The organism is Shimia sp. R11_0, assembly GCF_017744035.1.
GTDB lineage: Bacteria > Pseudomonadota > Alphaproteobacteria > Rhodobacterales > Rhodobacteraceae > Shimia > Shimia marina.
In genome coordinates, this window is sequence record NZ_JAGHQY010000003.1 from 429976 (window position 1) to 455512 (window position 25537).

A 25537-nucleotide genomic window follows, 5' to 3' on the forward strand; every position below is an offset into this window, starting at 1 on the left:
GCTTTTCTGCTTCTGTTACGGTGCGCAGTGAATGCGCACCCTACGGGTGGTTTAGGAGGCGATGGTAGTCACTCAAATACTTGAACAATTCACTTTATGGTTGAGGAGATGATGTTTTGCTGGTCTTTTGATTTTGCCACCGAGGCTTGTGGCTGTTTCGGAGATCTAAATGTACAAATACGCACTCCTTCTTTTTCGCCAAAACTGGATGTTTGTACTTCTAACCTCCGTTGGGTTGGCAACTGTTGATCTGCTTTCAGGCAGCTCCGGCGTCGCTGCCAGTGTTATAGTCCAAGGTTTCTTGGTCTTTGTTTTTCATGCGGCGCTTTTGACAGGGGCGTCTCCGAACATATTTGGAAATTTTGGCAAAGACCTACAGCCGACATGGCGGTTCTGGGTTGCCTATGCTGTGCCTTTGACGTTTTGCATTGCTGCGATGCTCATTGTCGCGTTTCTGTTTCTGGGCGGGGTCGCTATTGGAGGTTCCACGGAAATATGGGTCATACTCGTTTTTCTGGTCGTGGTGCCCTTCTGGGGTGTTCTGATCGCTTTGATTGGTACGATGGTGCCAGCAGCGACGCTTCGGCAATCCATTTCCTTGTCGGCAACGCTTAAGCGGGGGCGGCGAAGTTTTTGGTTTGTACTTTGGCGCTTGGCCCTTGGGCCTGGGGTGTTTGCGTCCGCCTTGTTCGCCCTGTTGATGTTTTTGGAGAGCCACTCGATTGCGCCCAGTTTTCCGGAGACGTTTCAGGAGCTCACAGTGATTAACGGAGCGTGGAGCGTTTTGGTGGAGTTCATTGGTCTGTTCAGCAGTGCCTTAGCGGCGTCAGTTCTATCGATGGCCTATGTTCGCGTAGAAGGCGGCGAGCTGTTTCCTGAACCGGCCAGCTAAAAGAAGAAAGCCCCGCACAATGGCAGGGCTTTCTGTGAATTTGCCTTGGACAGTGCGCAGTGAATGCGCGCCCTACGGGCTTATTTCAGGATCGAGCGGCCCGCGTATTCGGCGGTTTCACCGAGCGCCTCTTCGATGCGGATCAGTTGGTTGTATTTGGCCAGGCGATCAGAGCGCGACAGGGAGCCGGTTTTGATCTGACCACAGTTGGTGGCCACGGCGAGGTCGGCGATGGTGGCGTCCTCGGTCTCACCGGAGCGGTGGGACATCACGTTGGTGTAACGCGCGCGGTGGGCCATATCGACGGCTTTCAGCGTCTCGGTCAGCGAACCGATCTGGTTCACTTTCACCAGCATGGAGTTGGCCACGCCTTGGGCAATGCCGTCTGCCAGACGGGTTGGATTGGTTACAAAGAGGTCGTCCCCCACCAACTGAACTTTGTCGCCGATTTTGTCGGTCAGAAGCTTCCAGCCGTCCCAATCGTCTTCGGCCATGCCGTCCTCAATGGAGATGATCGGGTAGTCGTTGCACAGTTCTGCGAGGTAGTCGGCGTTCTCGGCAGAGGTGAGCGATTTGCCTTCGCCCTTCATCTCATATTTGCCGCCCTCGTAGTATTCGGTGGAGGCGCAGTCGAGTGCGAGATAGATGTCTTCACCCGGTTTGTAGCCTGCTTTCTCGATGGCGCTCATGCAGAAGTCCAGCGCCTTGCGGGTGCTTTCCAGCGCCGGGGCAAAGCCACCCTCATCGCCGATACCGGTGTTGTAACCCGCAGAAGACAGCTCTTTCTTCAGCACATGGAAGACTTCGGCGCCCATGCGGATGGCTTCGCGAATGTTCGCTGCGCTCACCGGCATGATCATGAATTCTTGGATGTCGATCGGGTTGTCGGCATGCTCGCCGCCGTTGATGATGTTCATCATTGGCACCGGCAGAACGCGCGCGGAGGTGCCGCCCACATAGCGGAACAGCGGCTGCGCGGTGTGATCTGCGGCGGCTTTGGCAGCGGCGAGGGACACGCCGAGGATGGCATTTGCACCCAGACGGCCTTTGTTTGCTGTGCCGTCCAGTTCGATCATGGCGCTGTCAATGGCGACCTGCTCGGTCACATCCATGCCCACGAGCGCTTCGGCGATTTCGCCATTCACGGCGTTGACAGCTTCAAGCACACCTTTGCCCAGGTAGCGGGATGCGTCGCCATCGCGCTTTTCAACGGCTTCATGCGCGCCGGTGGAGGCGCCAGACGGCACAGCGGCACGGCCCATGGTGCCGTCTTCGAGGATCACGTCGACTTCAACAGTTGGATTGCCGCGGCTGTCGAGGATTTCGCGGGCGAAAATGTCAATGATTGTGCTCATCTTGGAGGGGTCCCTGATATGACGAAATGAGTTGGTCGCAGCTATAGCAGGGTGGGGTCAAAAGTAAACGCTATTTGATAGCGCTAACGGCGCTTTTTTCAAAGGTTAGGGCTAACACTTACAAGTTTTTTCAATAGCTTCCTCTTGACCCAAATATCCCGGGGTGAATGGGGCAGCTTGCTGCGCCAGAGGGGCTGGCCCCTGCCTGATTTTGAAGCAGGGCCCAGAGCCTAGAGTGGACGGATCTTGAGGTTGGTGATCCGGTTCGCCTCGCGCCCGGTCACCTCAAAGCGGAATCCGTGGAAGGAAAACACCTGTCCGACGGTTGGGATCATCTGTGCCTCATGGATCACCAGACCAGCGATGGTATTGGCTTCCTCATCGGGCAGGTTCCAATCGGTGGCGCGATTGAGATCGCGGATTGTCATGGCCCCTTCGATCAGGAATTGCCCGTCTTCGGATTTGCGGATCAGCTGATCGCTGCCGCCGTCAAACTCATCTGTGATTTCGCCGACGATCTCTTCGAGGATGTCCTCCAGCGTGATCAGCCCCTGAAGGGAGCCATATTCATCCACCACCAGCGCAAAATGGGCGTGGCGGCGCAGGAACTCGCGCATCTGATCGTCAAGCGAAGTGGTTTCCGGCACGAAATAGGGTTCTTTGGCGACCTCATCGAGCACGATGTCGGTCATGCGGTCGGCGGTGGAGTTGCCCGCCTCACGCACCCGGCGATACATGGCGCGGAACAAATCCTTGGCATGTACCACACCGATGATGTTTTCCGGTTCATCCTTAAACACAGGCAGGCGGGTGTGTTTGCTTTCCAGACATTGATTGAGGATCTCACCGGGGGAATTGTCGGCGTTGATCATCTCAATGCCGGAGCGGTGGAGCATGATTTCTTCGACGGTGCGATCAGAGAGATCCAATGCGCCAAGGATGCGATCGCGATCTTCTTTTTCCACGATGCCTTCGGAATGGCCCAGTTGGATGGCTCCAGCGATTTCTTCACGTACGGCAAGCACCTGACTGTCCGGATCCGTCTCTACGCCAAAGAGACGCAGCACCGCACGCACCAGCACCCGCACGGCCGAGACCATGGGAGAAAAGATCGTCACAATCAGACCGATGGGACGGGCGGCCGCAGAGGCGGCATCTTCGGGACGGGTGATGGCATAGGTCTTGGGCAGCACTTCGGCAAAGATCAGCACCAAGAGCGTCATCACCAAGGTTGCCAGCGCCACGCCGCTTTCGCCAAAGGCACGGGTGAACAGCGCAGTGGCCAGAGAGGTGGCGAGAATGTTCACAAGGTTGTTGCCCAGCAGAACAGAGCCAATCAGGCGTTCGCTGTCTTCCGTGATGTCCAGCGCCCGCTGGGCACCCCGATTGCCTTTGTCGGCCTGCGCGCGCAGCTTGCCGCGAGAGGCCGCCGTGAGCGCGGTTTCTGAACCGGAGAAAAAGGCGGACATCATCAGCAGAAACAGGATCACACCACCGGTAATCATAAAGGCTGTGTCAAAGGTCGTGGGGGTCACGGGCGCCATAGGGTCCTCTTTTGCATGGGTAAATCTGTTATGGGCGTGGTGTGATGGGGGATCAAGGGGTGGGGGTGCAAACGGGGCGTTTCTGTTGCATTTGCGATGACCCCGATGTGACTGGTCTTGGGACCTCACAGAGGTTAGGCAGATAGAGGTGTATCGGTCTGGCCCGTTTGCAAGGAGGCACGCGTCATGAGGTTTCAGGATCTGGGAGAGCTGCCGGGAACGGTGCTTTTGTTTGGCGGGCCTTATTCCAACCTGCAGGCGACTGAGGCGCTTTTGGCGCAGGCAAATGGGCTTGGCCTTGCGTGGGACCATCTGATCTGCACGGGCGATATTGTGGCCTATTGCGCGCAGCCTGCGCAGACCGTCGCCCTGCTGCGCGACAGTGGGGCCTCTGTGGTGGCGGGCAATTGTGAAATTCAACTGGGAGCGCATGCGCTGGATTGTGGCTGTGGGTTTGACGCGGGCACGGCCTGTGACCTGTTGTCGGTGAAGTGGTATGCCCATGCCAATGCCCGGGTCGATGATGAGGCGCGGCGCTGGATGGCGCATTTGCCTCAGATTTTGGTGTTTACGCAGGCGGGAAAACGTGTGGCGGTGATCCACGGCGGTGTGACGGATGTGGCGCGATTTATCTGGGAAACTTCACCTGAGGTGGTTTTTGAAGAGGAAATTGCGGCGCTGCGCGCGGTGGTTGGCGCGGTGGATGTGGTTGTGGCCGGGCATTCCGGCATATGTTTTTCACGTCAGATTGGTGGGGTGCATTGGGTCAATGCCGGTGTCATTGGCATGCCGCCTCATGATGGGAAACAGGCAACGCGATATGCGCTGATGACCGAGGGCACCGTGTCTTTCTGTGATTTGGCCTATGATGTGGCTGCTGCGGTTTCAGACATGCAACAGGCGGGGCTGACGCAGGGCTATCATCTGGCGCTGCGTGACGGGTATTGGCCGTCAGAAGATGTTTTGCCAGAGGCGCTGCGGGTGCCGTTGGCAGATCGCCGCTCTGCTGCTCAGGAGGGTTTCCCGGAAGTTTTGGCCAGCGGATGATGGCTGGTCACCAGATCGCGCAGGCGTTCGTCCAGAACATGGGTGTAAATCTCTGTCGTGGCCAGATCCGCATGGCCCAGTAGGGTTTGGATCACCCGAAGGTCCGCGCCATTGGCCAGAAGATGGGTGGCAAAAGCGTGTCGCAACGTGTGTGGTGTCACTTTCGCCGGGCTGACACCTCCGGCGACGGCAAGTTCTTTGATGAGCGCGTAAAAACGGTGACGGGTGATGTGGCCCTGCTTGCTGCGTGTTGGGAACAGAAATTTTGAGGCAGGTTTGCCTTTGCTGCGCGCATTGGCCTCCGCTTCGTCTCGGCTGATCAGCCAGGCGGCGAGGGCGTCTCTTGCTGGTGGGGACAAGGGAACCATACGTTCTTTGCTGCCCTTGCCCATCACCAGCAGCATTTGAGGATCGCCGCGGGCGGCGGACACCGGCAGGCTGACCAATTCGGTAACCCGCATGCCAGTGGCATAGAGCAGTTCCATCAGGCAGGTGTTGCGCAGCCGGTCGCTTTCCGTGCGGCCTTGGTTGCGTGCGGCGTTCAGCAGCGCATCGACATCTTTGACCTCAAGTGTCTTGGGCAGACGTTTGGCGCGACCTGGGCCTTTGATTTGAATGGCGGGATTTTCGCTGCGCCAGCCTTCTTCAAACGCAAAGCGGTAAAGCTGTTTGATGGCAGAGAGTCGCCTCGCGCGCGTCGCTTGCGCCAGCCCCTGCGCCTCACAGAAGATCAGATAGTCTTCGATATTTTCGCGCGCCACAGTCTCAAAGGAGAGGCCGCGGGCTTTGCCCCAGTCATTAAAGTCCCGCAGATCGCGGGCGTAGGCCTCTTGCGTGTTGGTGGATGCCCCCAGTTCGGCGGCCTGTGCTTCCAGAAAGGTGACGATCCACTGAACGTTTTTCATGAGGTCAGCCGCGGGTGTCCAGAAGCGCCACCTGAAGTGCAGCGCGGCGGGCGGTGTCCTCGAGGCCAACGGCGCGGAAGGTGGCCAGAGCCTCCGTCAGAGCCACAAGATTGCCTGCGGCACCGTCATCCATCAGCGACATGGCGGTCAGGATGCCTTCGCCCAATTGGCCGCGTGCGAGCATGGTGGAGATTTCTTGCGGCACCCCGGCGCCATGAAAGGCATCGGCGATGGCGCGGTGCAGCGGATCGGTCGGCGTGCGGGCCGGGCTGCCCATTGCGAGCCCAGAGAGGAAATCGCGCGGCCCCATACGCGCGGCTTTTTCATAGTCTGAGGACAGCAGCGCAATGTCGCGGGCCAGGCGGGCTGTCACCCCCTGAAGCGGCAACTCCAGCAGAAGCGGCCCATAAAGGCGGGCAAAAGGCACTTCGAGATGAACCTGCTGCATCGCGGCCCAGGCCATCGGTAGCGCATCAGCCACCTGACGGGTGTCTTTGGCTGTGAGGGCCGCATCAAAGGCTTGCAGGGCGGCGACACGATCCCAGATCATGCCTGACGCAGCGGGTTTGCGATCAGAATAGATGCCCAGCAGGCGATTTTCATGCAGAGCCGAGGTGCGCGCGAGGCGCTCGGCGGCGTCCAGCTGTGCCTTCCAGCCTGCGGTGTCACGCAGATCAGCATGGGCAAAGGCACGCGGCAGGCCATTTGTGCTCTGGCTTTCGCCAATGGCTTCGTAAAGGCGGAACTTCAGTGGGGTGACAGGCCCAGCTGCCACCAGAAGCGGCTCTCCTTCAAAGAGTTCGGGATCCAGAAAGCGCAGCAGAAGCGCGTCCAGCTCTTCGGAGATCAGATCCAGCGCCTTGGCCGTGTCCAGCGTGAGCGCGGCGGCGCGCCAATCACCTGCGCGCGCCGTACAAAAAATGCGCGCGGCATAATCCGGGGCCAGATGAGGCGCTTTGACCAAGGCGTCACAGGCGCGGTTTTCCTCGCCCATGAGCAATGTCACATCAAACCAGCGCGCAAACAGCGCAGGCGTTGTGGCGCCTGCGCGTTCCAGCAAAGCGGCGGCCTGCTCCAATGCACCCATTTCCACAAGCTTATCGATGCGGGCCAGCAAAAGTTCATCATCCTGCCCCCCGCTGCGAGGGGCATCGGCTTCGGCGAGCAGAAGAGTGTACAGCAGGGCCTGCATTGCAGGCAGAACATCCGGGCGCTGATGGGCGACAAGCGCGCTGAGATCTGTGGCGTCTGACAGAGACCAGAGGGTCGGAGGCAGGCCGGTGACATTTGCAGGCAGCAGGCCAACGGCCTCATTGCCTTTGTCATCCAGTGCGGAGACGGAAATGTCGGGCGTGGCCACGCCTTCGGACACAGGCACTTCGCCAGAGGGCAGGCCGATGTCCAGCGTGACTGTGGGGGTGGGGTTCAGCCAGTCGATGGCAGAGAGCGGGGCGTCCTGCGCCCAAAGCGGGCTGGTTGTCATCATAAGCAGGGCACTGGCCCGCAACACCCGTGACATTTATTCACCCTGAAGTTCGACAGGCACCCGGACTTCGCTTTGTGGGGCAGAGAAATCGGCGCCGAAAATCGGGCCGAGATAGGCGTAAGCCACCAATGCCACCGCAGCGAGAAGCAACAGAACCAGTAAGGCGCGGAAAAGTTTGCCCATGAATACCCTCGATTTCCTGCTCGTTTTTTTCAACTTATAACTGGCCTTTTGGCCAAGATCACGTCATTCAATGCCAAAATCTAACTTTTGAGCAAGGCTTGGCCGATTGCGGGCGTTTCATGAGCTATAACCTGAAGAAAACCGTTGTGCTGGTCGGCATGATGGGCGCGGGCAAGACGGCGGTGGGCCGGGCTTTGGCTGCAAAACTGGATGTTCCTTTCATCGACAGCGATGCGGAGATTGAAAAAGCGGCCAATATGAGCATCGCTGAAATCTTTGCGCGCGATGGGGAGCCGTTTTTTCGCCAGAAAGAAAGCCAGGTGATTGCCCGGCTGTTGGAGGACGAGCGCTGTATCCTGTCCACGGGCGGTGGTGCCTATCTTGCAGAAGGCAACCGGGCTGTGATTTCGGAGCGTGGCGTGGCTGTTTGGTTGGATGCGGATGTGGATCTGCTTTGGTCTCGTGTGAAGCACAAGGACACGCGCCCGCTGTTGCGCACGGATAATCCACGCCAGACGCTGGAAGAGATTTTTGCGGCGCGGGTGCCGCTTTACAGTCAGGCGGATTTGCCCGTGCCTGCGGAGGCGGGGCTGTCGATTGAAGAGATGGCAGATCGTGTTGCACAGGCGCTTTTGGAGCGGCGCGCAGATGTTTTGGAAGAAAAGGGCTGAGACGATGATGGAAACCGTGCATGTGGGCCTGAAGGGGCGCGAGTATGACATCCACATCGGCCCGGGGCTTCTTGCCCTATCCGGGGCTTTGATTGGCCCGATGCTGAAGCGCAAACAGGTCTGTGTGGTGACCGATGAAAATGTCGCCGCATTGCATCTGGAGACGCTGCGGGCCGGGCTGGCTTCGGAAGGGATCGGCATGGAAGCGCTTGTGCTGCCTGCCGGGGAAAGCACCAAGAGCTGGCGGTATCTGGAGCAGACCGTTGAGTGGCTTCTGGCGCAGCGTGTCGAACGCAACGACCTTGTTGTGGCGCTGGGCGGTGGCGTGATTGGCGATCTTACCGGTTTCGCGGCGGCGGTTTTGCGGCGCGGCGTGGGGTTTGTGCAAATCCCAACCAGTCTGCTGGCGCAGGTGGACAGTTCCGTCGGGGGCAAGACCGGGATCAACAGCCCGTTGGGCAAGAACCTTGTGGGTGCCTTTCATCAGCCGCGTCTTGTGCTGGCCGATATTGATGTGTTGGGCACGCTCACACCGCGCGATTTTCTCGCGGGTTATGGTGAGGTGGTCAAATACGGCATGTTGGGGGATGCGGGCTTCTTTGAGTGGCTTGAGGCGCAGGGGCCAAAGCTGGCGGCGGGGGATGAGGCCGCGCGGATTGCGGCCGTCAAACGCTCCTGTGAGATGAAGGCCGAGATTGTGATGCGTGATGAAACCGAGCAGGGCGATCGCGCGCTTTTGAATCTTGGGCATACGTTCTGCCATGCGCTGGAAGCGGCGACGGGATACGGCGACCGCCTGCTGCATGGCGAAGGCGTAGCCATTGGCTGTGCGCTTGCCTTTGAGGTGTCGATGCGGTTGGGACTTTGTGCGCAGGAGGCTCCCAGCCGGGTGCGGGCGCATCTGCGTGACATGGGAATGAAGGTGGATCTCAAAGACATCGAGGGGGATTTGCCGGATGCCGATGCGCTTTTGGATTTGATGGGGCAGGACAAGAAGGTTGTCGATGGGCAGCTGCGCTTCATTTTGGCACGGGGCATTGGCGAGGCTTTTGTGACCGCCGATGTGCCGCGGGAGGTGGTGCGCCAGTTGCTTGAGGAAGAACTGGCGGCGCGGTGACGGCTACGCTGGCGTTGTGAGATCACGCTAAAGTTGCGGGCGCGGCAATCGGTCCTATGACAGGATTGTGAAAAGCGGACAGGGTCCTTTCCGGAAGAATAACGGAAGGACCACCGCTTATGTCATCATACTTGAAAGAGACGCCAACCCGTGACGGATTTTTTGGCGACTATGGCGGCGCGCAATTGCCGCCGGTGCTGGAGCCACATTTCAAGGCGATTGCTGAAGCCTATGATAAGATTTCAAAATCCGCAGATTACATTCGCGATTTGCGCTATATCCGCAAACACTTTCAGGGGCGTCCGACGCCTGTTTCTCATCTGAAAAACCTGTCTGAAATCTGTGGCGGAGCACAGATTTATGCCAAGCGGGAAGATCTGAACCACACCGGTGCGCATAAGCTCAATCACTGTATGGCAGAGGGTCTTTTGGCCAAGCATATGGGCAAGACCAAGCTCATGGCAGAGACCGGCGCGGGGCAGCATGGTGTGGCGCTTGCGACGGCGGCGGCCTATTTCGGGCTGGAGTGCGAGATCCACATGGGGGAGATCGACATTGCCAAGGAAGCGCCCAATGTCACCCGCATGAAACTTCTGGGCGCCGAAGTTGTGCCGGTGGGTTTTGGCGGACGGTCACTTAAGGAAGCTGTGGACAGCGCATTTGAAAGCTATGTGCCGCAGGCGGATACGGCGCTTTTTGCGATTGGGTCTGTGGTGGGGCCGCATCCTTTCCCCAAAATGGTACGTGATTTTCAGCATATTGTTGGCATCGAGGCACGCGAACAGTTTTTGGAAATGACAGGCGATTTGCCTGATATGGTGGCGGCCTGTGTCGGTGGCGGATCCAACGCCATGGGCATGTTTGCCGGGTTTATTGATGATGCGGATGTGGCGCTTTACGGGGTGGAGCCGATGGGCACCTCGTCCAAGCTTGGCGAGCATGCTGCCACCATCACCTTTGGCGAAGATGGCGACATCCATGGGTTCCGCACCATGCTGTTGAAGGATGAGGCGGGAGAACCTGCGCCGGTGCATACGGTGGCGTCAGGGCTGGATTATCCGGGTGTGGGCCCGGAGCATGCCCATCTTTATCGCACCGGGCGGGCCAATTACACGGCAGCCAATGACAAAGAGGCGCTTGATGCCTTTTACAAGCTGAGCCGCCATGAGGGCATTATCCCGGCGCTGGAAAGCGCGCATGCGGTGGCTTTTGCCATGCGTGAAGCCGCCAGCAATCCGGGCAAGTCCATCCTGATCAACCTGTCAGGGCGTGGCGATAAAGACATTGACTATGTCACGGAAACCTACGGGTTCAGCGTCGATAGCTGAGACAGTTGAAGTGCGTGTTTGCGGCGCCCAAGAGATCTCTTGGGCGCCGTTACGTTATTTGGCAGCGATCTGCACCAGATTGAGACACATGCGCGTGGCGCTGGCCATGTCTTGGACAGATATCCATTCCAGCGGGCCGTGGATTTCCATCATGCCAGTATAGAGATTGGGGCAGGGCACGCCCAGTTCAGTGAGGCGGGAGCCATCGGTGCCGCCGCGGATGGGCACGGATTTTGGATCAAAGCCTTCGGTGCGGATGGCTTCGCGGGCCAGTTCGACCGGGGTCATGTCGTTTTCCAGCCAATAGCGCATGTTGCGGTATTGCTTGGTGATGTCGCAGGTGACTTTGGAGCCGGGAAAATCGGCTTCGGCTTTGGCGCAGGCGGCTTTGAGGCGCGTGGTCTGTTCCGCCAGATCCTCCATCTCAAAGGCGCGCAGGATGAAACGCAGGGTGGTCTCGCTGCTGCCGCCTTCTTGCGCATAGACATGGGTGAAGCTTTCACGACCGGAAGTGGTTTCCGGTGTGGTGCCGCTCTCATCGAGGTCTGAGATGATTTGCGCAGCCACATGCAGGGCGTTGGTCAGCTTGTCTTTGGCATAGCCGGGGTGCGCGGAGGTGCCGGTGATTGTCACCACCGCCCCATCGGCAGAGAAGGTTTCATATTCCATGGTGCCACGTGGGCCGCCATCCAGCGTATAGGCAAAATCCACGCCAAAATCGGCAGGAAGATCTGCATGTACGCCGCGCCCGATTTCTTCATCCGGCGTAAAGGCGAGACGGATTTTACCGTGTTTGAGGCCCGGCGTCGTGAGCAGGTGCTCGGCCAGTGTCATGATGATGGCGATGCCGGCTTTGTCATCCGCCCCCAGAAGCGTGCGCCCTGAGGCGGTGATGATGTCTTCGCCCTCTTTACCGCTCAGATAGGCGGAAGTCTGTGGGGAAAGAATGAGATCGGGGTTGTCGGGATAGGTGATATCGGTGCCGTCCCAGTTGTGGATCACACGTGGTTTGACGTCGGTGGCGTTGAACTGCGGGGCGGTGTCCATGTGGGCGCAAAAGCCAATTGTGGGCGCGGCGGGATCCGTGGCAGGCACCGTTGCCAGAACGGCACCATAGGGCGTGAGTGTCACATCAACTGCGCAAATTTTATTAAGTTCTTCAATAAGATGTTTGGCAACGTTTAACTGAATTTCAGTGGAGGGGGAGGTGGCGGAATGCTCGTCACTCTGACTGTCGATGGCGCAATAGGTGGTCAGGCGGTGTTCCAGAGCGCGGTCAAAACTTGGCACGTCAAGGTTAGGGGCGTCAAAACTTGGGGTGTCGGCCACGGGAGGTCCTCACTTGTTCATTTGTTCAGGAAACATATGGGACCGGAGTGGTTTGTGTAAGGCCCTCAGGGCGATGCCGCCAAAATAAAAGGGCCGGCATGTGCCGACCCTTTTTGAATTTATCAGTGAGCGATCAGAACGGGATTTCGTCGTCCATGTCGCGGCTGGGGGCGCCACCGCCCTGATTGCCGCCACCGAAGCCGCCACCGCCGCCACCTTGATCATAGCCGCCGCCATAGCCGCTGCCCTGATCGTAGCCGCCGCCACCGCCACCAAAGCCGCCGCCACCGCCGCCTTCGCCACCGGAGCGGCCATCCAGCATGGTCAGGACGCCGTCAAACCCCTGCAGCACCACTTCGGTGGAGTAGCGATCCTGACCGGATTGGTCCTGCCATTTGCGGGTTTGCAGCTTGCCTTCCACATAGACTTTGGAGCCTTTGCGCAGATATTGCTCGGCGATCCGCACGAGCCCTTCCTGAAAAATCGCAACGGAATGCCATTCGGTGCGCTCCCGGCGCTCGCCGGTGTTGCGGTCTTTCCAGGTCTCAGATGTGGCAATGCGCAGGTTGCAGACCTTGCCACCGTTCTGGAAGGAGCGCACCTCGGGGTCACGCCCCAGATTGCCAATGAGAATTACTTTGTTCACCGATCCGGCCATACGCCTTGTCTCCCGCGGATTCTTTTCGTGGATTTGGGTCACCATACACCACCGCATCACGGGAATGGGAAGCGGATTCTTGTGGAAAACCGTATTCATCCCGACCTGTTTGGACCATTGGCTTGTGCAGGATTTTGCCCATGACCTGACGGAGGCGTTGCTGTGGTCTGGAAAATTTGCTGTGATTTGATATAGAAGCGGCAAAAGCAGGGTGGAGCAGCCACATATGGTGGGCAGGGTACTGGCAGTTTTAATTGGCGTAGCTGTGGCAGGTGGTCTGGCGAGTGGGCCGGTGTCAGCGCAGTCGGTGTCGACCAAATCGCAGGCGCGGCTGTTTAAAAATCAGACCAAAGTGCTGGATGGACGCGCAGCGGAACAATATCGCAACTCTGTGCGTTTGAAGCCGCGGCCGGTTTACACGCCCTCAAAATGGGGCGATGGCAGTTACAACGGCAAATACAAAGGGCCCTATCTGGCCATGGCGCGTGAAGCTGCGCTTTTGCATGGTATTCCGGTGGACCTGTTCCTTAAGCTTGTGCAGCAGGAGAGCAATTGGAATGCCTCCGCCAAATCGCACGCAGGTGCGCTTGGGCTGGCGCAGCTGATGCCGGGGACGGCACGGGCGTTGCGTGTGGATCCACTGGATCCGCGCCAGAATCTTGAAGGTGGCGCGCGTTATCTCAAACAGCAGTATCTGAAATTTGGCAGCTGGCGGTTGGCTTTGGCGGCCTATAACGCGGGCCCCGGTGCCGTCGAGAAATATGGCGGCGTGCCGCCTTATAAAGAGACCCGCAATTATGTGCGGATCATCATGGGCGGCTGACGTCAGGGGCTGTGCATGGCTTTGCGGATCTGACTGGGGGAGGCGCCAAAGTGTTTCTGGCAGAACCGTGTGAAGTAGGCCGCGCTGCCAAATCCCAGTGATGTGGCAATTTTCTTGATCGGCCAGTTCCCTGCGCGCAGCAGGCTGTGGGCGCGATGTTGCACCACCTGAGACAGCATTTCCGCCGCCGTGATGCCCGCGCTTTGTCGGCAGGCGCGTGTGAGATGTGTTGGGGTGATGTCCAGTTGTTCCGCATACCAGGCCATTGGGTTGCCCGTGGCAAACTCCTTGGCAAGACAATCACAGAACCGGCGCACGATGCGGTCGGCGGCCCGCTCTTTGGGGGCTGTGCCTGCGGCATCGATGCTGCGGCGTAGTGCCACCGACATTAGGCGTGCCTGTGCTGTCAAGGCTTCGGCCATGAAGGGCCTCTGCTCCTCCAGCTCTCGGCGCAGAGCGTCAAGTGTTGCGGTCAGTTCAGCTTGGCTTTTGCTGTCTTGCAGGCGCAGGTGTTGGGGCTGTGAGGGCAAAGGCACATGGCCGTCATCAGGAATGAGCGTGGCCAGCCCCTGCACCTGAAGGCCCAGTTCAAAAGCAAGCAGTTTGCCAGCGGGCACAAACACCGCGTTATGCGCCCCAAATCCGCGCCGCTGCCCATGCAGGAGCAACCGTCCCTGACCGCGCGTTGTCCACAGGAGCAGGTGGTGATCGCGCAGGTGAAGTTTTTCCAGAACCCAAGGCGCGCCTTGGGTCAGCTGTGCCAGCGTCATGACCCGTATTTGTGAGGATGGTTGGGGTGCCTCTGTGGGCGAGGGGGATTGCGTGCCATGAGGCGTGGAAAAGGATGGTGGCGTGTCAAATCCGGCCTGTGGTCGCGCCATGAATGACGGGATATGTAAATTTCGGTCACGCATTTGGCGGGGATTTATTCAAAAATGTCTGAACAAATCAATACTGCCATTTTCGAGCTGGAAAGGGTTAAGACGGAGTGTAGCTATGCCAATTGCGCATTTTTGAGCGAAACCACGTGCGCTGACGTTTGGCGAACTGACGGGTGGCAATCGTGGCGCGTTCCTGTGCTTCTTCCAAAGAGAGTGTGCCGCGCAGATGGGCAATCAATTCGGGTGCGCCAATTGCCTTGGCGGAGAGGTGGCTCGGATCATAGGTCGCAAGATTGGCCTCTGCTTCTGCGAGCGCGCCCTCTTGCAGCATCAGGTCAAACCGTTTTGCGATGCGGGCGTTGAGCCAGTCTTTGGGCACGTCAAACACAATCGGCATGGTGTCTGACAGCGCCAGACGGGGCGGCGGCGTGTCATCCTGCCACTCGGCAAGAGGGCGGCCTGTGGCCTGTAACACTTCCCATGCGCGTTGCACCCGCATGGGGTTTTGGCAATCAATACGCGCGGCGGTTTTGGCATCCAGCTCATTGAGCAGGGCTTTGTAGCCTTCCTCGGCCACACGGGCATTGGCAGCATCGCGCAATGCCGGCGGCGTGGGCGGGATATCGGCCAGCCCCTGCGTCAACGCCGTGAAGTAGAGACCGGTGCCACCCACGATGATCGGGCGCATTCCACTTTGCAGGAAGGGTTCAACGTCGCGCAGCCAGTGCCCCACGGAGTAGTCCGCATCGCCGGGGATATGGCCGTAGAGGTGATGCGGCGCGCGGGCCTCGTCTTCGGCAGGGGGGCGGGCGGTGAGCACACGCCAGTTGTCAAACACCTGAATCGCATCGGCATTCAGGATCACCCCGCCATGTTCTTCTGCGATGCGCAGGGCGAGTGCGCTTTTGCCGCTGGCCGTGGGGCCTGCGATCAGGACCGGCTGATCCGGAGCGATATGCGGCAAGGCTGTCATGGGGGAATTTCCGATTTCTGCGTGTTTGTTGCGCCGGGGGCAACTCTCGCATTGAACCTGCGGGCGTTTTCCGACATTTTGCGCGCAATCCTAAAACGATGCGCAGATGGAGTGCAACATGAGCGACGATGCCGTCCCCGCCGAGGCCACCTTTAACCGTGTGATGCTCAAGATTTCGGGGGAGGCGTTGATGGGAGATCAGGGATTCGGCCTGCATCCGCCCACCATTGAACGCATCGCCAAAGAGGTGAAGACCGTCCATGATATGGGCGTGGAAATTTGCATGGTGATCGGGGGCGGCAACGTCTTTCGCGGCCTTTCCGGGGCGGCGCAGGGGATGGAGCGCACCACCGCAGACTATATGGGCATGCTGGCCACTGTGATGAATGCGCTGGCGATGCAGAGCGCGCTGGAAGGTCTGGGCGTGTTCACCCGTGTGATCAGCGCGATCCGCATGGATGAGGTGGCCGAACCTTATATCCGCCGCCGCGCGGTGCGTCACCTTGAGAAAAAACGTGTCTGTATTTTTGCCGCCGGCACCGGCAACCCTTATTTCACAACGGATACGGCGGCCACGCTGCGCGCCAATGAGATGGCCTGTGAGGCGATCTTTATGGGTAAGAACGGTGTGGATGGCATCTATGACAAGGACCCGGCAGAGCATGATGATGCGGTGCGCTTTGATGAGATTACCTATGATGAGGTGCTGGCCAAGCGTCTGAAGGTGATGGATGCCAGTGCGATTGCCTTGGCGCGGGACAACAACCTGCCTTTGATTGTCTTCCCATTGGATGAGCCCGGTGGGTTTAAAGGCATTCTGGCGGGGCGTGGCACCTATACCAAAGTGCGCTGAGTAAGCACCATCAGATTTTATGAAAAACGGAGGGCTGGGCCCTCCGTTTTTTGTTGTGGGTGTCAGGATCAGTTCGGTGCGGCGGCGACCGGGGCGTCTTCGAGGGGGGCACGGCCATAGGCGAGGCGGTAGGCCAGAGCCACGCCGCCTGCGCCGCCGAGGATGTTGCCTGCGAGAACGGGCAAGATATTGCGCAAAAACCCCTCTGTGGTCAGTTCTGCCCCTGAGAGTGCGCCTGCTGGAATCAGGTAGAGATTGGCAATGGAGTGCTCCAGACCGATGGCGACGAAGGCTGTGACGGGCCAGACAATGGAGAGGATCATCCCCATTGCTGAGCGTGCAGAGACGGCAAGCCAAACGGCCAGACATACAAGGGCATTACACAGGATGCCGCGGCAGAACGCCTCCAGCGGGCCAAGGGAGAGTTTGCCGCTTGTGATGGCAGCAGCGCGGGCGCCGTGTGCGCCCTCATAAAGACCGGCCCCATAGACAAGCGCGAGCATGGCGAAACAGCCAAGCGCGTTGCCAAGCAGGACAACGGCCCAGTTGCGCAACAGCGCGCGTGAGGAGATTCGTCCATCCACATAGGCCATCACAATCATGGTGTTGCCGGTGAAAAGCTCTGCGCCTCCGACCACACAAAGGATGAGGCCCAGCGAGAAGGCCACTCCGCCCATGAGTTTCAGCCCGCCATGCAGATCAGTGAAACCGGAAGTGGTCTGTGTGTAAAATAAGGCGCCGAGAGAGATGAAGACACCGCCCAAAATGGACAGTGTGATGAGCGGGATAAGAGACATTTCGGCCTTGGCAATGCCGGAAAGCCGAATGAGGCGGGTGATCTCTGCGGGTTTGTGGGCGTCAAGCCCGGTGGGGATGAATTGGCTCATGGTGTGTCCTGACACGTGGATTTTGTTAAAACCTACAAAAATAGTCAGAATATTGTCGATTGGAGAAACGACATTTTGCGCGCCATTTGCGCAGCCGCGCGGGCTCAGATGTGTTGGGCGGCAATTGGGCGGGTAGGGGCAGTAAGCCTTCACCGCAGCGGCGCGGTGCTATACAATTTGTGAACAATAGCCTATGAGCTTTGTGACCAGAACATGAGAGACTGAAAGAGCAGCAATGTCTGAAGATTTTGAACTCGATACCGATGACCTGAACCGCCGCATGGAAGGCGCGATGGGGGCCCTCAAGACCGAATTCGCCTCGCTGCGCACGGGCCGGGCTTCGGCCACGATGCTGGAGCCGGTGATGGTGGACGCTTATGGCTCCAAGACACCGATCAATCAGGTGGGCACCGTGAACGTACCGGAACCGCGCATGGTGACCGTGAACGTCTGGGACAAGTCGCTGGTGAATGCGGTTGAGAAGGCGATCATGAATTCCGGTCTGGGCATCAACCCACAGACCAACGGCACCATCGTGATGCTGCCGATTCCAGAGCTGAACGAAGAACGTCGCACCGAGCTGGCCCGTGTTGCCGCGCAGTATGCGGAACATGCCCGGGTGGCGATCCGCAATGTCCGTCGTGATGGTATGGATCAGATCAAGAAAGCCAAAAACGACGGCATGTCCGAAGATGATCAGAAGCTGTGGGAAGGCGAAGTTCAGGAGATGACCGACACGTTTATCAAGAACGTGGACAGCGCACTGGAAAACAAACAGTCCGAAATTATGCAGGTCTGAGGATATGGCCGAGGATATTCCCGCGACTGGCCCGAGGCATGTGGCCATTATCATGGATGGCAATGGCCGCTGGGCCCAGGCACGCGGGCGTCCGCGGCTGTTTGGACACCACGCAGGAGCCAAGCGCGTCAAAGAGATTGTGCGCGCTTGTCGCCCTCTTGGGGTCGAGTATTTGACCATTTTTGGGTTCTCTACCGAGAACTGGAAACGCACACAGGCGGAAGTGGCCGGGCTTATGAGCCTATTCCGTCAGTATATCCGTAAGGAAGCACGGGCTCTGAAAGCGGAAGGTGTGCGGGTGCGGTTCATTGGGGATCGTCCGGGGCTGGATGCAAAGCTGCGCGCGCTGATGGATGAGCTGGAAGAGCTGACCAAGGAAAATACAGGTGTGAATCTGACCATCGCGCTGAACTATGGTGGGCGTGATGAGGTGGCACGGGCCACCCAGCGTCTGGCACAGGATGTGGCAGCGGGCAAACTGAAGCCTGAGGATGTGAACGAGGAGACGCTGCCGAAATATCTGGATACCTGTGTGTTGCCAGACCCTGATCTGGTGGTGCGCACCAGCGGTGAGGCGCGGATCTCCAACTTCTTGCTGTGGCAGTCGGCCTATGCGGAATATGAATTTATCGACACGCTCTGGCCTGACTTTTCCAAGGAAGAGTTCCGCAAGCTTGTGGATGCCTATTCGCGACGGGATCGCCGGTTTGGAGCGGTAAGCGCGTGAGCGGGGCACAGGAGAAGACGGCAGGACGCTGGGGGGATCTGCCGGCGCGGATGGCCTCGGCGGTTGTCATGCTTTTGGTGGGTGGCGTGGCCATCTGGCAGGGCGGCGTGTTGTTTCACGAACTGGTGGTGCTGATCTGTGGCGTCATGGTCTGGGAATTGACCAGAATGATGAATGGCGGCGAGATGCGCGGCGCGGTTCTGATGGGGGTGATTGCCAGCGGCGCCATGTTTGCCACCCATTTCCTGCCCGGAACGGCGCTTGCGCCGGTTTTGGCCGCTGTGGGGTTTGCAGGGGCGAGCCAGATCAAGAAAGATCGTTTGATTTATGGCGCTTATGCCATTGGGTTGATGTTTGCTTGCTATGGGTTGATCGTGTTGCGAGACGTGCGCGGTGCCTATTGGCTGATCTGGCTGGTGTCTGTGGTGGTGGCGACGGATGTGGCCGGTTACTTTGCGGGGCGCATTCTGGGCGGTCCGAAATTCTGGCCCAAAGTCAGCCCCAAGAAGACCTGGTCTGGCACCGTTGCAGGCTGGGTGGCTGCGGCTTTGGTGGGCTTGGCGTTTGGCGGCACTGCACTAATTGTGATTAGCATATTGACCTCCTTTGCGTCCCAGATGGGAGATGCGGCGGAAAGCGCGATCAAGCGCCGGACTGGCATCAAGGACAGCTCCAATCTGATCCCCGGCCATGGCGGTTTGCTGGATCGGTTTGACGCTATGATGGGCGCGGCTCTGTTGGTTTTGCTGATGGGCGCAGTGCTGGGCCTGCCAGCAACCTGACCTTGTGGTCAGCCTTTTGGGCTGGCCGTATTTTCTCATCACATCGCCTTAAGTTCGCCGAAATGCGCCTTGATACGGGATGCAAAACCGACCATGTCGGCCAGAGAAATGGCTGAGTGTGGCGGCTGTTGAGAGCGAGAAAGTGGCATAGCGCCCCAGAAAGAGGACGTAGAGTTTGGATATTTCGACGCTGATTCCGAGTTTCGGAAATGGGGCCTTCACGGTGCTTTGGTTTGTGGTGGCCCTGTCGATCATCGTGGCCATTCACGAGTATGGCCACTACATCGTTGGTCGCTGGTGCGGCATTGGGGCGGATGTATTTAGCATTGGCTTTGGACCGGTGCTGTGGTCGCGCGTCGACAAACGCGGCACACGTTGGCAGATCGCGGCCATCCCAATGGGCGGGTTTGTCAAATTCAAAGGGGATGCCAACGCGGCCTCTGGCAAGGACGGCGCGGCGATGGCTGCGATGGATGAAAGCGAATTGCGCCACACCATGCATGGCGCCCCTCTCTGGGCGCGCTCCGCAACGGTGGCGGCGGGCCCCGTTTTCAACTTTATCCTGTCTATCCTCATCTTCTCAGCGGTTATGATGACCAACGGTCAGGTTGGCGAAAAGCTGATTGTGGGAGAGGTTTGGGACATGCCCAATGCGCCCTATGAGTTGCGCGAAGGGGATGTGGTGCAGGCGATTGAGGGCACGGCTTTGCCGTCGTTTGACGATCCAGAGGCCTTTGATGCGTTTAGCACTGATCTCCCCAAGGCAGACCCGTTGACCTACACGGTGCAGCGCGGTGGCGATGTGATTGATGTGACAGGGCCGTATCTTTATCCTGCGCTTGTCAAATCCCTAGCACCGCGGTCTGCGGCCTATAATGCGGGCCTTGAGGCGGGGGATGTGTTCACAGCCATAGACGGGCAGCCGATTGTCGCCTTTTCTCAGCTCAAAGATGTGGTTGAAGGCGGCGAGGGCAAAACGGTTGCCTTGACGGTCTATCGCGATGGAGAAACACAGCAGTTTGATCTGACACCGCGTCGTGTAGATGAGCCCAACAATGAAGGTGGTTTTGTCACCAATTGGCGGATTGGCATTCTGGGCGGTATTGCCTTTGAGCCCGCCACCGAGACGCTGGGTTTTGGTGAGGCGGTACATGCCGGTGCACGCCAGACCCTGCGGATTATGGAAGGATCGCTGAGTGGTCTTTATCACATTGTCACCGGGGGCATCAGCAGTTGTAACTTGTCTGGCCCTGTTGGCATTGCGCAGACCTCCGCCGCGATGGCGAGTCAGGGAACCGAAAATTTCATCTGGTTCATTGCGGTGCTGTCCACAGCGATTGGTCTTTTGAACCTGTTCCCGATCCCCATGCTGGATGGGGGGCATCTGATGTTTTACAGCTATGAGGCTGTGACCGGTCGTGCGCCCTCTGATCGCGTGTTGCAAGTTCTGATGACCATTGGTTTGGTGGTTGTTTTGGGCATGATGCTCTTTGGTCTGACCAACGATCTTTTCTGCCCCTAAGAGATAGGCGGGCGCGCTTTGTGACAGCGCGCCCAAATTTCGCCCAATTCGGTCGGTAAACTCTTTGCTAATACGTAAAGAGATGAGGCTTTTGCCATGCATACGATCGAAGATGGATATCGCGCTTTGGGGCTTTTGATTGACCTCAATTGGGAGCGTTTGTTTTTCCCATCCGCGATTGTGATTGGGCTCATGCTGGGCGCCTATATTAGCAGTTGGCTGGTGTAAGGTCGCGCGAGGTCTCTGGAGAGGACGCACCTATCTCCCACCATATCCTGTGGCGGCCTTCGCAAAGCGCCGCAATACTTTGCGCATCCTTCCAGTTGGCGAAGTCTTGCGTTTCTCACGTAAAGCTCTTTTGACAATGTGAAGCATTCCCGTTAGTCACGTTCCAACAGGGATGTACTGCGGAGTTTGGGAATGACCAAACAATCTAGCGCTTTGGTGATCACCAAAGACGGAAGCGAGGTGCGTAAACTGCGCCTCCTGACTGGTTTTTTTGTTGTAATTTTTGGCGTGTTCATGGCTCTGCCAGGCCTGGCTCAGACCTATAATTTCAACAGCATTCAAGTGGATGGCAACCAGCGTATCGATTCTACGGCCATTGTGAACTACGCGGGCATTGCGCGTGGCACACCTGTCACGGCAGGGCAGGTGAATGCGGCTTATCAGCGGGTTCTGGACAGCGGGCTGTTTGAGGAAGTCGAAGTTCAGCCACGTGGCAATACGCTGGTGATCAAAGTGGTTGAGTACCCGACGATCAACCGCATCAGCTTTGAAGGCAACCGTCGCCTAAAAGATGAGAACCTGACACAACTGCTGGAATCCCAGTCCCGTCGTGTTCTTAACCCGGCGACAGCAGAGCGTGATGCTGCTCGGATTACGCAGGCTTATGCAGAGTCAGGGCGTCTGGCAGCACGCGTGACGCCGCGCGTTATTCGGCGCAGTGACAACCGTGCTGACCTGATTTTTGAGGTCTTCGAAGGCGATATTGTTGAAATCGAACGCATCGGTTTTGTTGGTAACCAGAACTTCAGCGATAGTCGCTTGCGGCGCGTGTTGAATACGAAGCAAGCAGGCTTGTTGCGCACCTTCTTCCAGCAGGACACCTTTGTGAATGATCGCATCGAGTTTGATAAACAAGTGCTCCGCGATTTCTATCTGTCCCGCGGGTACGTGGATTTCCGCACTCTGAGTGTGAATGCGGAACTGGCCCGCGAGCGTGATGGTTACTTCGTGACGTTCAATATCGAAGAGGGTCAGCAATTTAAATTCGGGGAAATTACAGCTTCCAGCGATGTAGATGGTGTCGATGCAGCCCTGTTTCTTGAGCCGCTGAAGCTGGAGTCAGGGGTGGTTTACTCGCCAACACTGATTGAGAACTCGATTTCTCGGATGGAACGTCTGGCGTTGAAACAAGGTCAGGACTTCCTGCGTGTTGATCCTCGGATCACCCGCAATGATCGGGATCTGACACTGGATGTGGATTTTGCGATCACCAAAGGCCCGAAGGTTTTCGTGGAGCGCATCGATGTGGAAGGCAACACTACCACGCAGGACAAGGTGATCCGCCATCAGTTCCGCATTGTGGAAGGCGATCCGTTCAACCCGCGTGAAATTCGCGAAAGTGCGGAACGCATTCGTGCGCTTGGCTTTTTTGCGAGCGCCGAGGTCAATGCACGTGAGGGCAGCACACCAAGTCAGGTGATCGTTGACGTGGATGTCGAAGAGCAGCCAACAGGCTCTCTGGCCCTTGGCGGTACATTCTCGACCAATGATGGCCTTGGTATTGCCGTTCAGTTCCGGGAGTCCAATTTCTTGGGGCGGGGCCAGTCTCTGGGGCTGTCGTTTTCGACGTCAGCAGATATCAAAGACTACAGCTTCTCCTTCAATGAGCCTGCCTTCTTAGGGCGGAACCTTTCTGCCGGTTTCCGGATTGAGTATCAGGATTTTGATCCGAGCGAAGCGCGTTTCACAAACTCTGTTGCGAACTTTGAACCGTCCATTGGCTTCCAGTTGGGCGAGCATTCCAGCCTTCGCCTGCGTTACACCCTGGCACGCTCTGAAATCGAAGTTAGTGACGAAAGCGCGGTTGCTGGATCTATCATTGATGCGGAAGCTGCCCGTGGCAGAATTCTCAAAAGCTCCGTGGGGTATACCTATCGCTATGATACGCGACGCTCCGGGCTTGACCCGACACGCGGTTATTTGTTCGAGTTTGGCCAAGACTTTGGCGGATTGGGCGGGGACTATACCTTCGTGAAAACAAATGCCCGTGCGGTTGCTGAAGCACGCGTCTGGCATGAAGAAATCACTTTGCGGGCGACACTGGAAGGCGGTGCCTTGTATTCTCCGAACAATGACAGCCGCATTGATGACCGTTTTATCGTAACAAGCCGGAATATCCGAGGCTTTGAGCCTTATGGTGTTGGCCCGCGGGAAGTTCAATCTGGTGTCCAGGATGACGCGTTGGGCGGCAATTACTTTGCGGTGGCTCGCTTTGAGGCCGAATTCCCGCTGGGGCTACCAGAGGAGTTGGGCATTACAGGCGGTTTGTTTTACGATGTGGGCTCGCTCTGGGGGCTGGATCAAACATCTGCAAATGTGCTCTACGATGAATTCTCATTACGCCATGTGATTGGGGCGTCGATCTTCTGGGACACGCCGATTGGGCCCTTGCGGTTCAACTTTACCCGAGCGTTGCAGAAAGAAGAGTTTGATCGTGAACAGACTTTTGACTTCACCATCAGCGCGCAATTTTAAGTAAAGATGCGCGCGGTTCTGGCAGCTTGTCTTCTATCAGCGGCGCTGTTTTCAGCGCCGCTCACGCATGCTCAGGGGACAAGTGAGGCCGCTTCGGGGCTGCCGCAGTCTGAAATTTTGGTTGTCGACAGTGAACAGCTGTTTGCGCAGTCCTCTTTTGGGAAACGTGTGGCACAGGAATTGGCGGCAGAAGAATCGGTCTTACTTGCAGAAAACCGACAGATTCAGGCTAAGCTGACTGAAGAAGAACGCGTTCTGACTGAACAGCGTGCGACGATGGATGCGAAAGCTTTTCGCGCGATTGCTGAAGCCTTTGATGCGCGGGTTGTGCAAATCCGCAATCAGCAGGATGCAAAATCCGTCAACATCGAACAGAAGCGCAAGCGCGAAGAAGACGCATTTGTACGTGCCGCAAGCCCGATTTTGACCGCATTGATGCAGGAGGCAGGCGCCAGCATTGTGATGGAGCGTCGTGCTGTGTTGATGTTTGATCCGGCCGTAGACATTACCCCTTTCGCCATTGAGCGTCTCAACCTTGTGTTGGGCGATGGCGCTGTGGCGCCGGCTGAGGAGCAGGCAGATCAGTAAGAGAGCGGTTTCTCATTTCTTTTGAGATCAGTTCTTGGAACCGCGACCTTGGTTTCTGTCCCCGCGGATAGGTGGGCCATGCTTGCCCCCAGCCGCGTGTATTGTTAGGGCTATTGCAAACAAGACAAAGGCAGCAGGAGCGCATCATGTCCGAAGATCTGAAAAGTGCTGATATTGATCTGATTCAACGTATCATTCCGCATCGGTATCCGTTCCTGTTGGTTGATAAAGTTGTTGATATTGACGGCTATGCCTCCGCAACTGGCATCAAAAACGTCACGATGAACGAACCCCATTTTCAGGGGCACTTTCCCAAGAAACCAATTATGCCCGGCGTGACGATCGTCGAAGCTATGGCGCAAACTTCGGCCGTGATGGTGGGGGTTGCCCTTGATATGGCAGACAAAGAGCTGCTGGTGTATTTCATGGGCATCGACAAGTGCAAATTCCGCCGCATGGTGGTGCCTGGTGATGTGCTGGAAATGAAGGTCACAACCACGCGCGGTAAACCAGGAGGCAAGGTCTGGAAGTTCTCCGGTGTCGCCACCGTTGAGGGCGATGTTGCCTGTGAAGTGGACTTCACGGCCATGATGGATCTGCCTAAGGAGTAAGGCGTATGGCAATTTCTCCAAACGCGCAGGTGCATGCTTCTGCTGTGGTCGAAGAAGGCGCACAGATTGCCGATGATTGCATCATCGGACCGTTTTGTGTTGTGGGCCCCAATGTTGTGCTGCACCGTGGTGTCCAGCTTAAGAGCCATGTGGTGGTGAGCGGTCACACGGAAATCGGCGCAGAGACCGAGGTGTTCAGTTTTTCCGTGATTGGCGAAGTGCCACAGGACCTGAAGTTTGGCGGCGAAGACAGCCAGCTGGTGATCGGTGAGCGCAACCGCATTCGTGAGCATGTCACCATGAACACGGGCACAGAAGGCGGCGGTGGTGTCACACGGGTGGGCAACGACGGGCTGTTCATGGCTGGCTGCCACATTGCCCATGATGCACAGATTGGTGATCGGGTGATCGTTGTGAATTCGGCTGCGGTGGCTGGGCATTGCGTGATTGAGGATGATGTGATCATCGGCGGGCTGTGCGGTATCCACCAATGGGTGCGTATTGGTCGCGGTGCGATCATTGGGGCCGTTAGCATGGTGACAAATGACGTCATTCCCTATGGTCTGGTGCAGGGGCCGCGTGGGGAGCTTGATGGACTTAACCTTGTGGGGCTCAAACGCCGTGGAGTGCCTCGGGCGGATATCTCTGAGCTGCGGGCGGCGTTTCAAATGCTGGCGCAGGGGGAGGGCGCTTTTCAGGAACGTGCCAAACGCCTTGGTGAGGAAAGTGACAGCACATATGTGCAGGAAATGGTCGCTTTCATCTCCGGTCACACGGATCGGTCTTTCCTGACACCACGCTGAGACGGAGCGA

26 protein-coding genes are annotated in these 25537 nt (G+C 57.7%); 16 read left to right on the forward strand and 10 right to left on the reverse strand.

Annotated features, from left to right (window positions below):
• Positions 1-169: 169 nt before the first annotated feature.
• Positions 170-892, forward strand: coding sequence for a hypothetical protein (locus J7382_RS08990; protein WP_209068703.1), 723 nt, complete (start codon positions 170-172; stop codon positions 890-892).
• Positions 893-972: 80 nt separating this feature from the next.
• Here J7382_RS08990 and eno read toward each other — a convergent pair whose 3' ends face one another.
• On the reverse strand, positions 973-2247 hold the full coding sequence (eno, locus tag J7382_RS08995) for a phosphopyruvate hydratase (RefSeq protein ID WP_209068704.1): 1275 nt from the start codon (positions 2245-2247) through the stop codon (positions 973-975).
• A 230-nt stretch (positions 2248-2477) separates the two neighbouring features.
• Entirely contained in the window at positions 2478-3791 is a 1314-nt protein-coding gene (locus tag J7382_RS09000) for an HlyC/CorC family transporter (protein ID WP_209068705.1), read from the reverse strand.
• A gap of 186 nt (positions 3792-3977) precedes the next feature.
• On the opposite strand from J7382_RS09000, the gene J7382_RS09005 reads away from it, so the two are divergent.
• Complete coding sequence (locus J7382_RS09005; RefSeq protein ID WP_209068706.1) at positions 3978-4838, forward strand: metallophosphoesterase family protein; 861 nt, start codon at positions 3978-3980, stop codon at positions 4836-4838.
• On the opposite strand, the gene J7382_RS09010 is transcribed toward J7382_RS09005, so the two are convergent.
• From J7382_RS09010 to J7382_RS09020, 3 genes are read right to left on the reverse strand one after another with little or no spacing between them, the layout of a single operon-like run.
• The gene (locus J7382_RS09010) at positions 4802-5743 is read right to left on the reverse strand and encodes a site-specific tyrosine recombinase XerD (RefSeq protein ID WP_209068707.1); all 942 of its coding nucleotides are present in this window, start codon (positions 5741-5743) and stop codon (positions 4802-4804) included. The two genes, J7382_RS09005 and J7382_RS09010, sit on opposite strands and share 37 nt — an antisense overlap.
• 4 nt (positions 5744-5747) lie before the next feature.
• Positions 5748-7262 carry a hypothetical protein gene (locus tag J7382_RS09015; RefSeq protein WP_247744915.1) on the reverse strand — a complete coding sequence of 505 codons (1515 nt, stop codon included), beginning with the start codon at positions 7260-7262 and terminating at the stop codon, positions 5748-5750.
• On the reverse strand, positions 7263-7412 hold the full coding sequence (locus J7382_RS09020) for a hypothetical protein (RefSeq protein WP_188128131.1): 150 nt from the start codon (positions 7410-7412) through the stop codon (positions 7263-7265).
• Between the two features lie 119 nt (positions 7413-7531).
• Between J7382_RS09020 and J7382_RS09025 the strand changes: the two genes are divergently transcribed.
• The 3 genes from J7382_RS09025 to trpB all read left to right on the forward strand — a co-directional run bounded on the left by J7382_RS09025 (position 7532) and on the right by trpB (position 10528).
• Positions 7532-8083: a shikimate kinase gene (locus tag J7382_RS09025; protein WP_209068708.1), complete on the forward strand. Its 552-nt coding sequence runs from the start codon at positions 7532-7534 to the stop codon at positions 8081-8083.
• A 4-nt stretch (positions 8084-8087) separates the two neighbouring features.
• On the forward strand, positions 8088-9200 hold the full coding sequence (gene aroB / locus J7382_RS09030) for a 3-dehydroquinate synthase (protein WP_209068776.1): 1113 nt from the start codon (positions 8088-8090) through the stop codon (positions 9198-9200).
• A 119-nt stretch (positions 9201-9319) separates the two neighbouring features.
• Entirely contained in the window at positions 9320-10528 is a 1209-nt protein-coding gene (gene trpB / locus J7382_RS09035; protein ID WP_058240269.1) for a tryptophan synthase subunit beta, read from the forward strand.
• Between the two features lie 54 nt (positions 10529-10582).
• On the opposite strand, the gene pepT is transcribed toward trpB, so the two are convergent.
• Together pepT and ssb are read right to left on the reverse strand one after the other, a co-directional pair.
• The gene (gene pepT / locus J7382_RS09040) at positions 10583-11857 is read right to left on the reverse strand and encodes a peptidase T (RefSeq protein WP_348540018.1); all 1275 of its coding nucleotides are present in this window, start codon (positions 11855-11857) and stop codon (positions 10583-10585) included.
• Between the two features lie 133 nt (positions 11858-11990).
• Positions 11991-12515 (reverse strand): single-stranded DNA-binding protein, encoded by a 525-nt coding sequence (ssb, locus tag J7382_RS09045; RefSeq protein ID WP_209068709.1) that lies wholly within the window; start codon positions 12513-12515, stop codon positions 11991-11993.
• 226 nt (positions 12516-12741) lie between these two features.
• On the opposite strand from ssb, the gene J7382_RS09050 reads away from it, so the two are divergent.
• The gene (locus tag J7382_RS09050) at positions 12742-13338 is read left to right on the forward strand and encodes a lytic transglycosylase domain-containing protein (RefSeq protein WP_058240272.1); all 597 of its coding nucleotides are present in this window, start codon (positions 12742-12744) and stop codon (positions 13336-13338) included.
• Positions 13339-13340: 2 nt separating this feature from the next.
• Here the strand turns inward: J7382_RS09050 and J7382_RS09055 are convergent, their stop codons facing one another.
• Positions 13341-14108 carry an AraC family transcriptional regulator gene (locus J7382_RS09055; RefSeq protein WP_247744916.1) on the reverse strand — a complete coding sequence of 256 codons (768 nt, stop codon included), beginning with the start codon at positions 14106-14108 and terminating at the stop codon, positions 13341-13343.
• Positions 14109-14316: 208 nt separating this feature from the next.
• A complete protein-coding gene (gene miaA, locus J7382_RS09060) occupies positions 14317-15192 on the reverse strand; it encodes a tRNA (adenosine(37)-N6)-dimethylallyltransferase MiaA (protein ID WP_209068711.1) in 876 nt (291 codons plus the stop codon).
• A 118-nt stretch (positions 15193-15310) separates the two neighbouring features.
• On the opposite strand from miaA, the gene pyrH reads away from it, so the two are divergent.
• Positions 15311-16045 carry a UMP kinase gene (pyrH, locus tag J7382_RS09065; protein WP_247744917.1) on the forward strand — a complete coding sequence of 245 codons (735 nt, stop codon included), beginning with the start codon at positions 15311-15313 and terminating at the stop codon, positions 16043-16045.
• 68 nt (positions 16046-16113) lie between these two features.
• Here the strand turns inward: pyrH and J7382_RS09070 are convergent, their stop codons facing one another.
• Entirely contained in the window at positions 16114-16932 is an 819-nt protein-coding gene (locus J7382_RS09070) for a formate/nitrite transporter family protein (RefSeq protein WP_209068713.1), read from the reverse strand.
• A 235-nt stretch (positions 16933-17167) separates the two neighbouring features.
• On the opposite strand from J7382_RS09070, the gene frr reads away from it, so the two are divergent.
• The 9 genes from frr to lpxA all read left to right on the forward strand — a co-directional run bounded on the left by frr (position 17168) and on the right by lpxA (position 25527).
• Positions 17168-17731, forward strand: coding sequence for a ribosome recycling factor (frr, locus tag J7382_RS09075; RefSeq protein ID WP_058240277.1), 564 nt, complete (start codon positions 17168-17170; stop codon positions 17729-17731).
• Between the two features lie 4 nt (positions 17732-17735).
• Positions 17736-18458 carry an isoprenyl transferase gene (locus J7382_RS09080; protein WP_209068714.1) on the forward strand — a complete coding sequence of 241 codons (723 nt, stop codon included), beginning with the start codon at positions 17736-17738 and terminating at the stop codon, positions 18456-18458.
• Entirely contained in the window at positions 18455-19240 is a 786-nt protein-coding gene (locus J7382_RS09085) for a phosphatidate cytidylyltransferase (RefSeq protein WP_348540019.1), read from the forward strand. Before J7382_RS09080 ends, J7382_RS09085 begins: the two co-directional genes overlap by 4 nt.
• Before the next feature lie 175 nt (positions 19241-19415).
• Positions 19416-20762 (forward strand): RIP metalloprotease RseP, encoded by a 1347-nt coding sequence (gene rseP / locus J7382_RS09090; protein ID WP_209068715.1) that lies wholly within the window; start codon positions 19416-19418, stop codon positions 20760-20762.
• Positions 20763-20858: 96 nt separating this feature from the next.
• On the forward strand, positions 20859-20990 hold the full coding sequence (locus J7382_RS20120; RefSeq protein ID WP_280638108.1) for a hypothetical protein: 132 nt from the start codon (positions 20859-20861) through the stop codon (positions 20988-20990).
• A 192-nt stretch (positions 20991-21182) separates the two neighbouring features.
• Complete coding sequence (bamA, locus tag J7382_RS09095; protein WP_209068716.1) at positions 21183-23525, forward strand: outer membrane protein assembly factor BamA; 2343 nt, start codon at positions 21183-21185, stop codon at positions 23523-23525.
• 6 nt (positions 23526-23531) lie between these two features.
• A complete protein-coding gene (locus tag J7382_RS09100; RefSeq protein WP_209068717.1) occupies positions 23532-24113 on the forward strand; it encodes an OmpH family outer membrane protein in 582 nt (193 codons plus the stop codon).
• Between the two features lie 146 nt (positions 24114-24259).
• The gene (fabZ, locus tag J7382_RS09105; protein ID WP_209068718.1) at positions 24260-24724 is read left to right on the forward strand and encodes a 3-hydroxyacyl-ACP dehydratase FabZ; all 465 of its coding nucleotides are present in this window, start codon (positions 24260-24262) and stop codon (positions 24722-24724) included.
• A gap of 5 nt (positions 24725-24729) precedes the next feature.
• Positions 24730-25527 (forward strand): acyl-ACP--UDP-N-acetylglucosamine O-acyltransferase, encoded by a 798-nt coding sequence (lpxA, locus tag J7382_RS09110; RefSeq protein ID WP_209068719.1) that lies wholly within the window; start codon positions 24730-24732, stop codon positions 25525-25527.
• Positions 25528-25537: the final 10 nt, after the last annotated feature.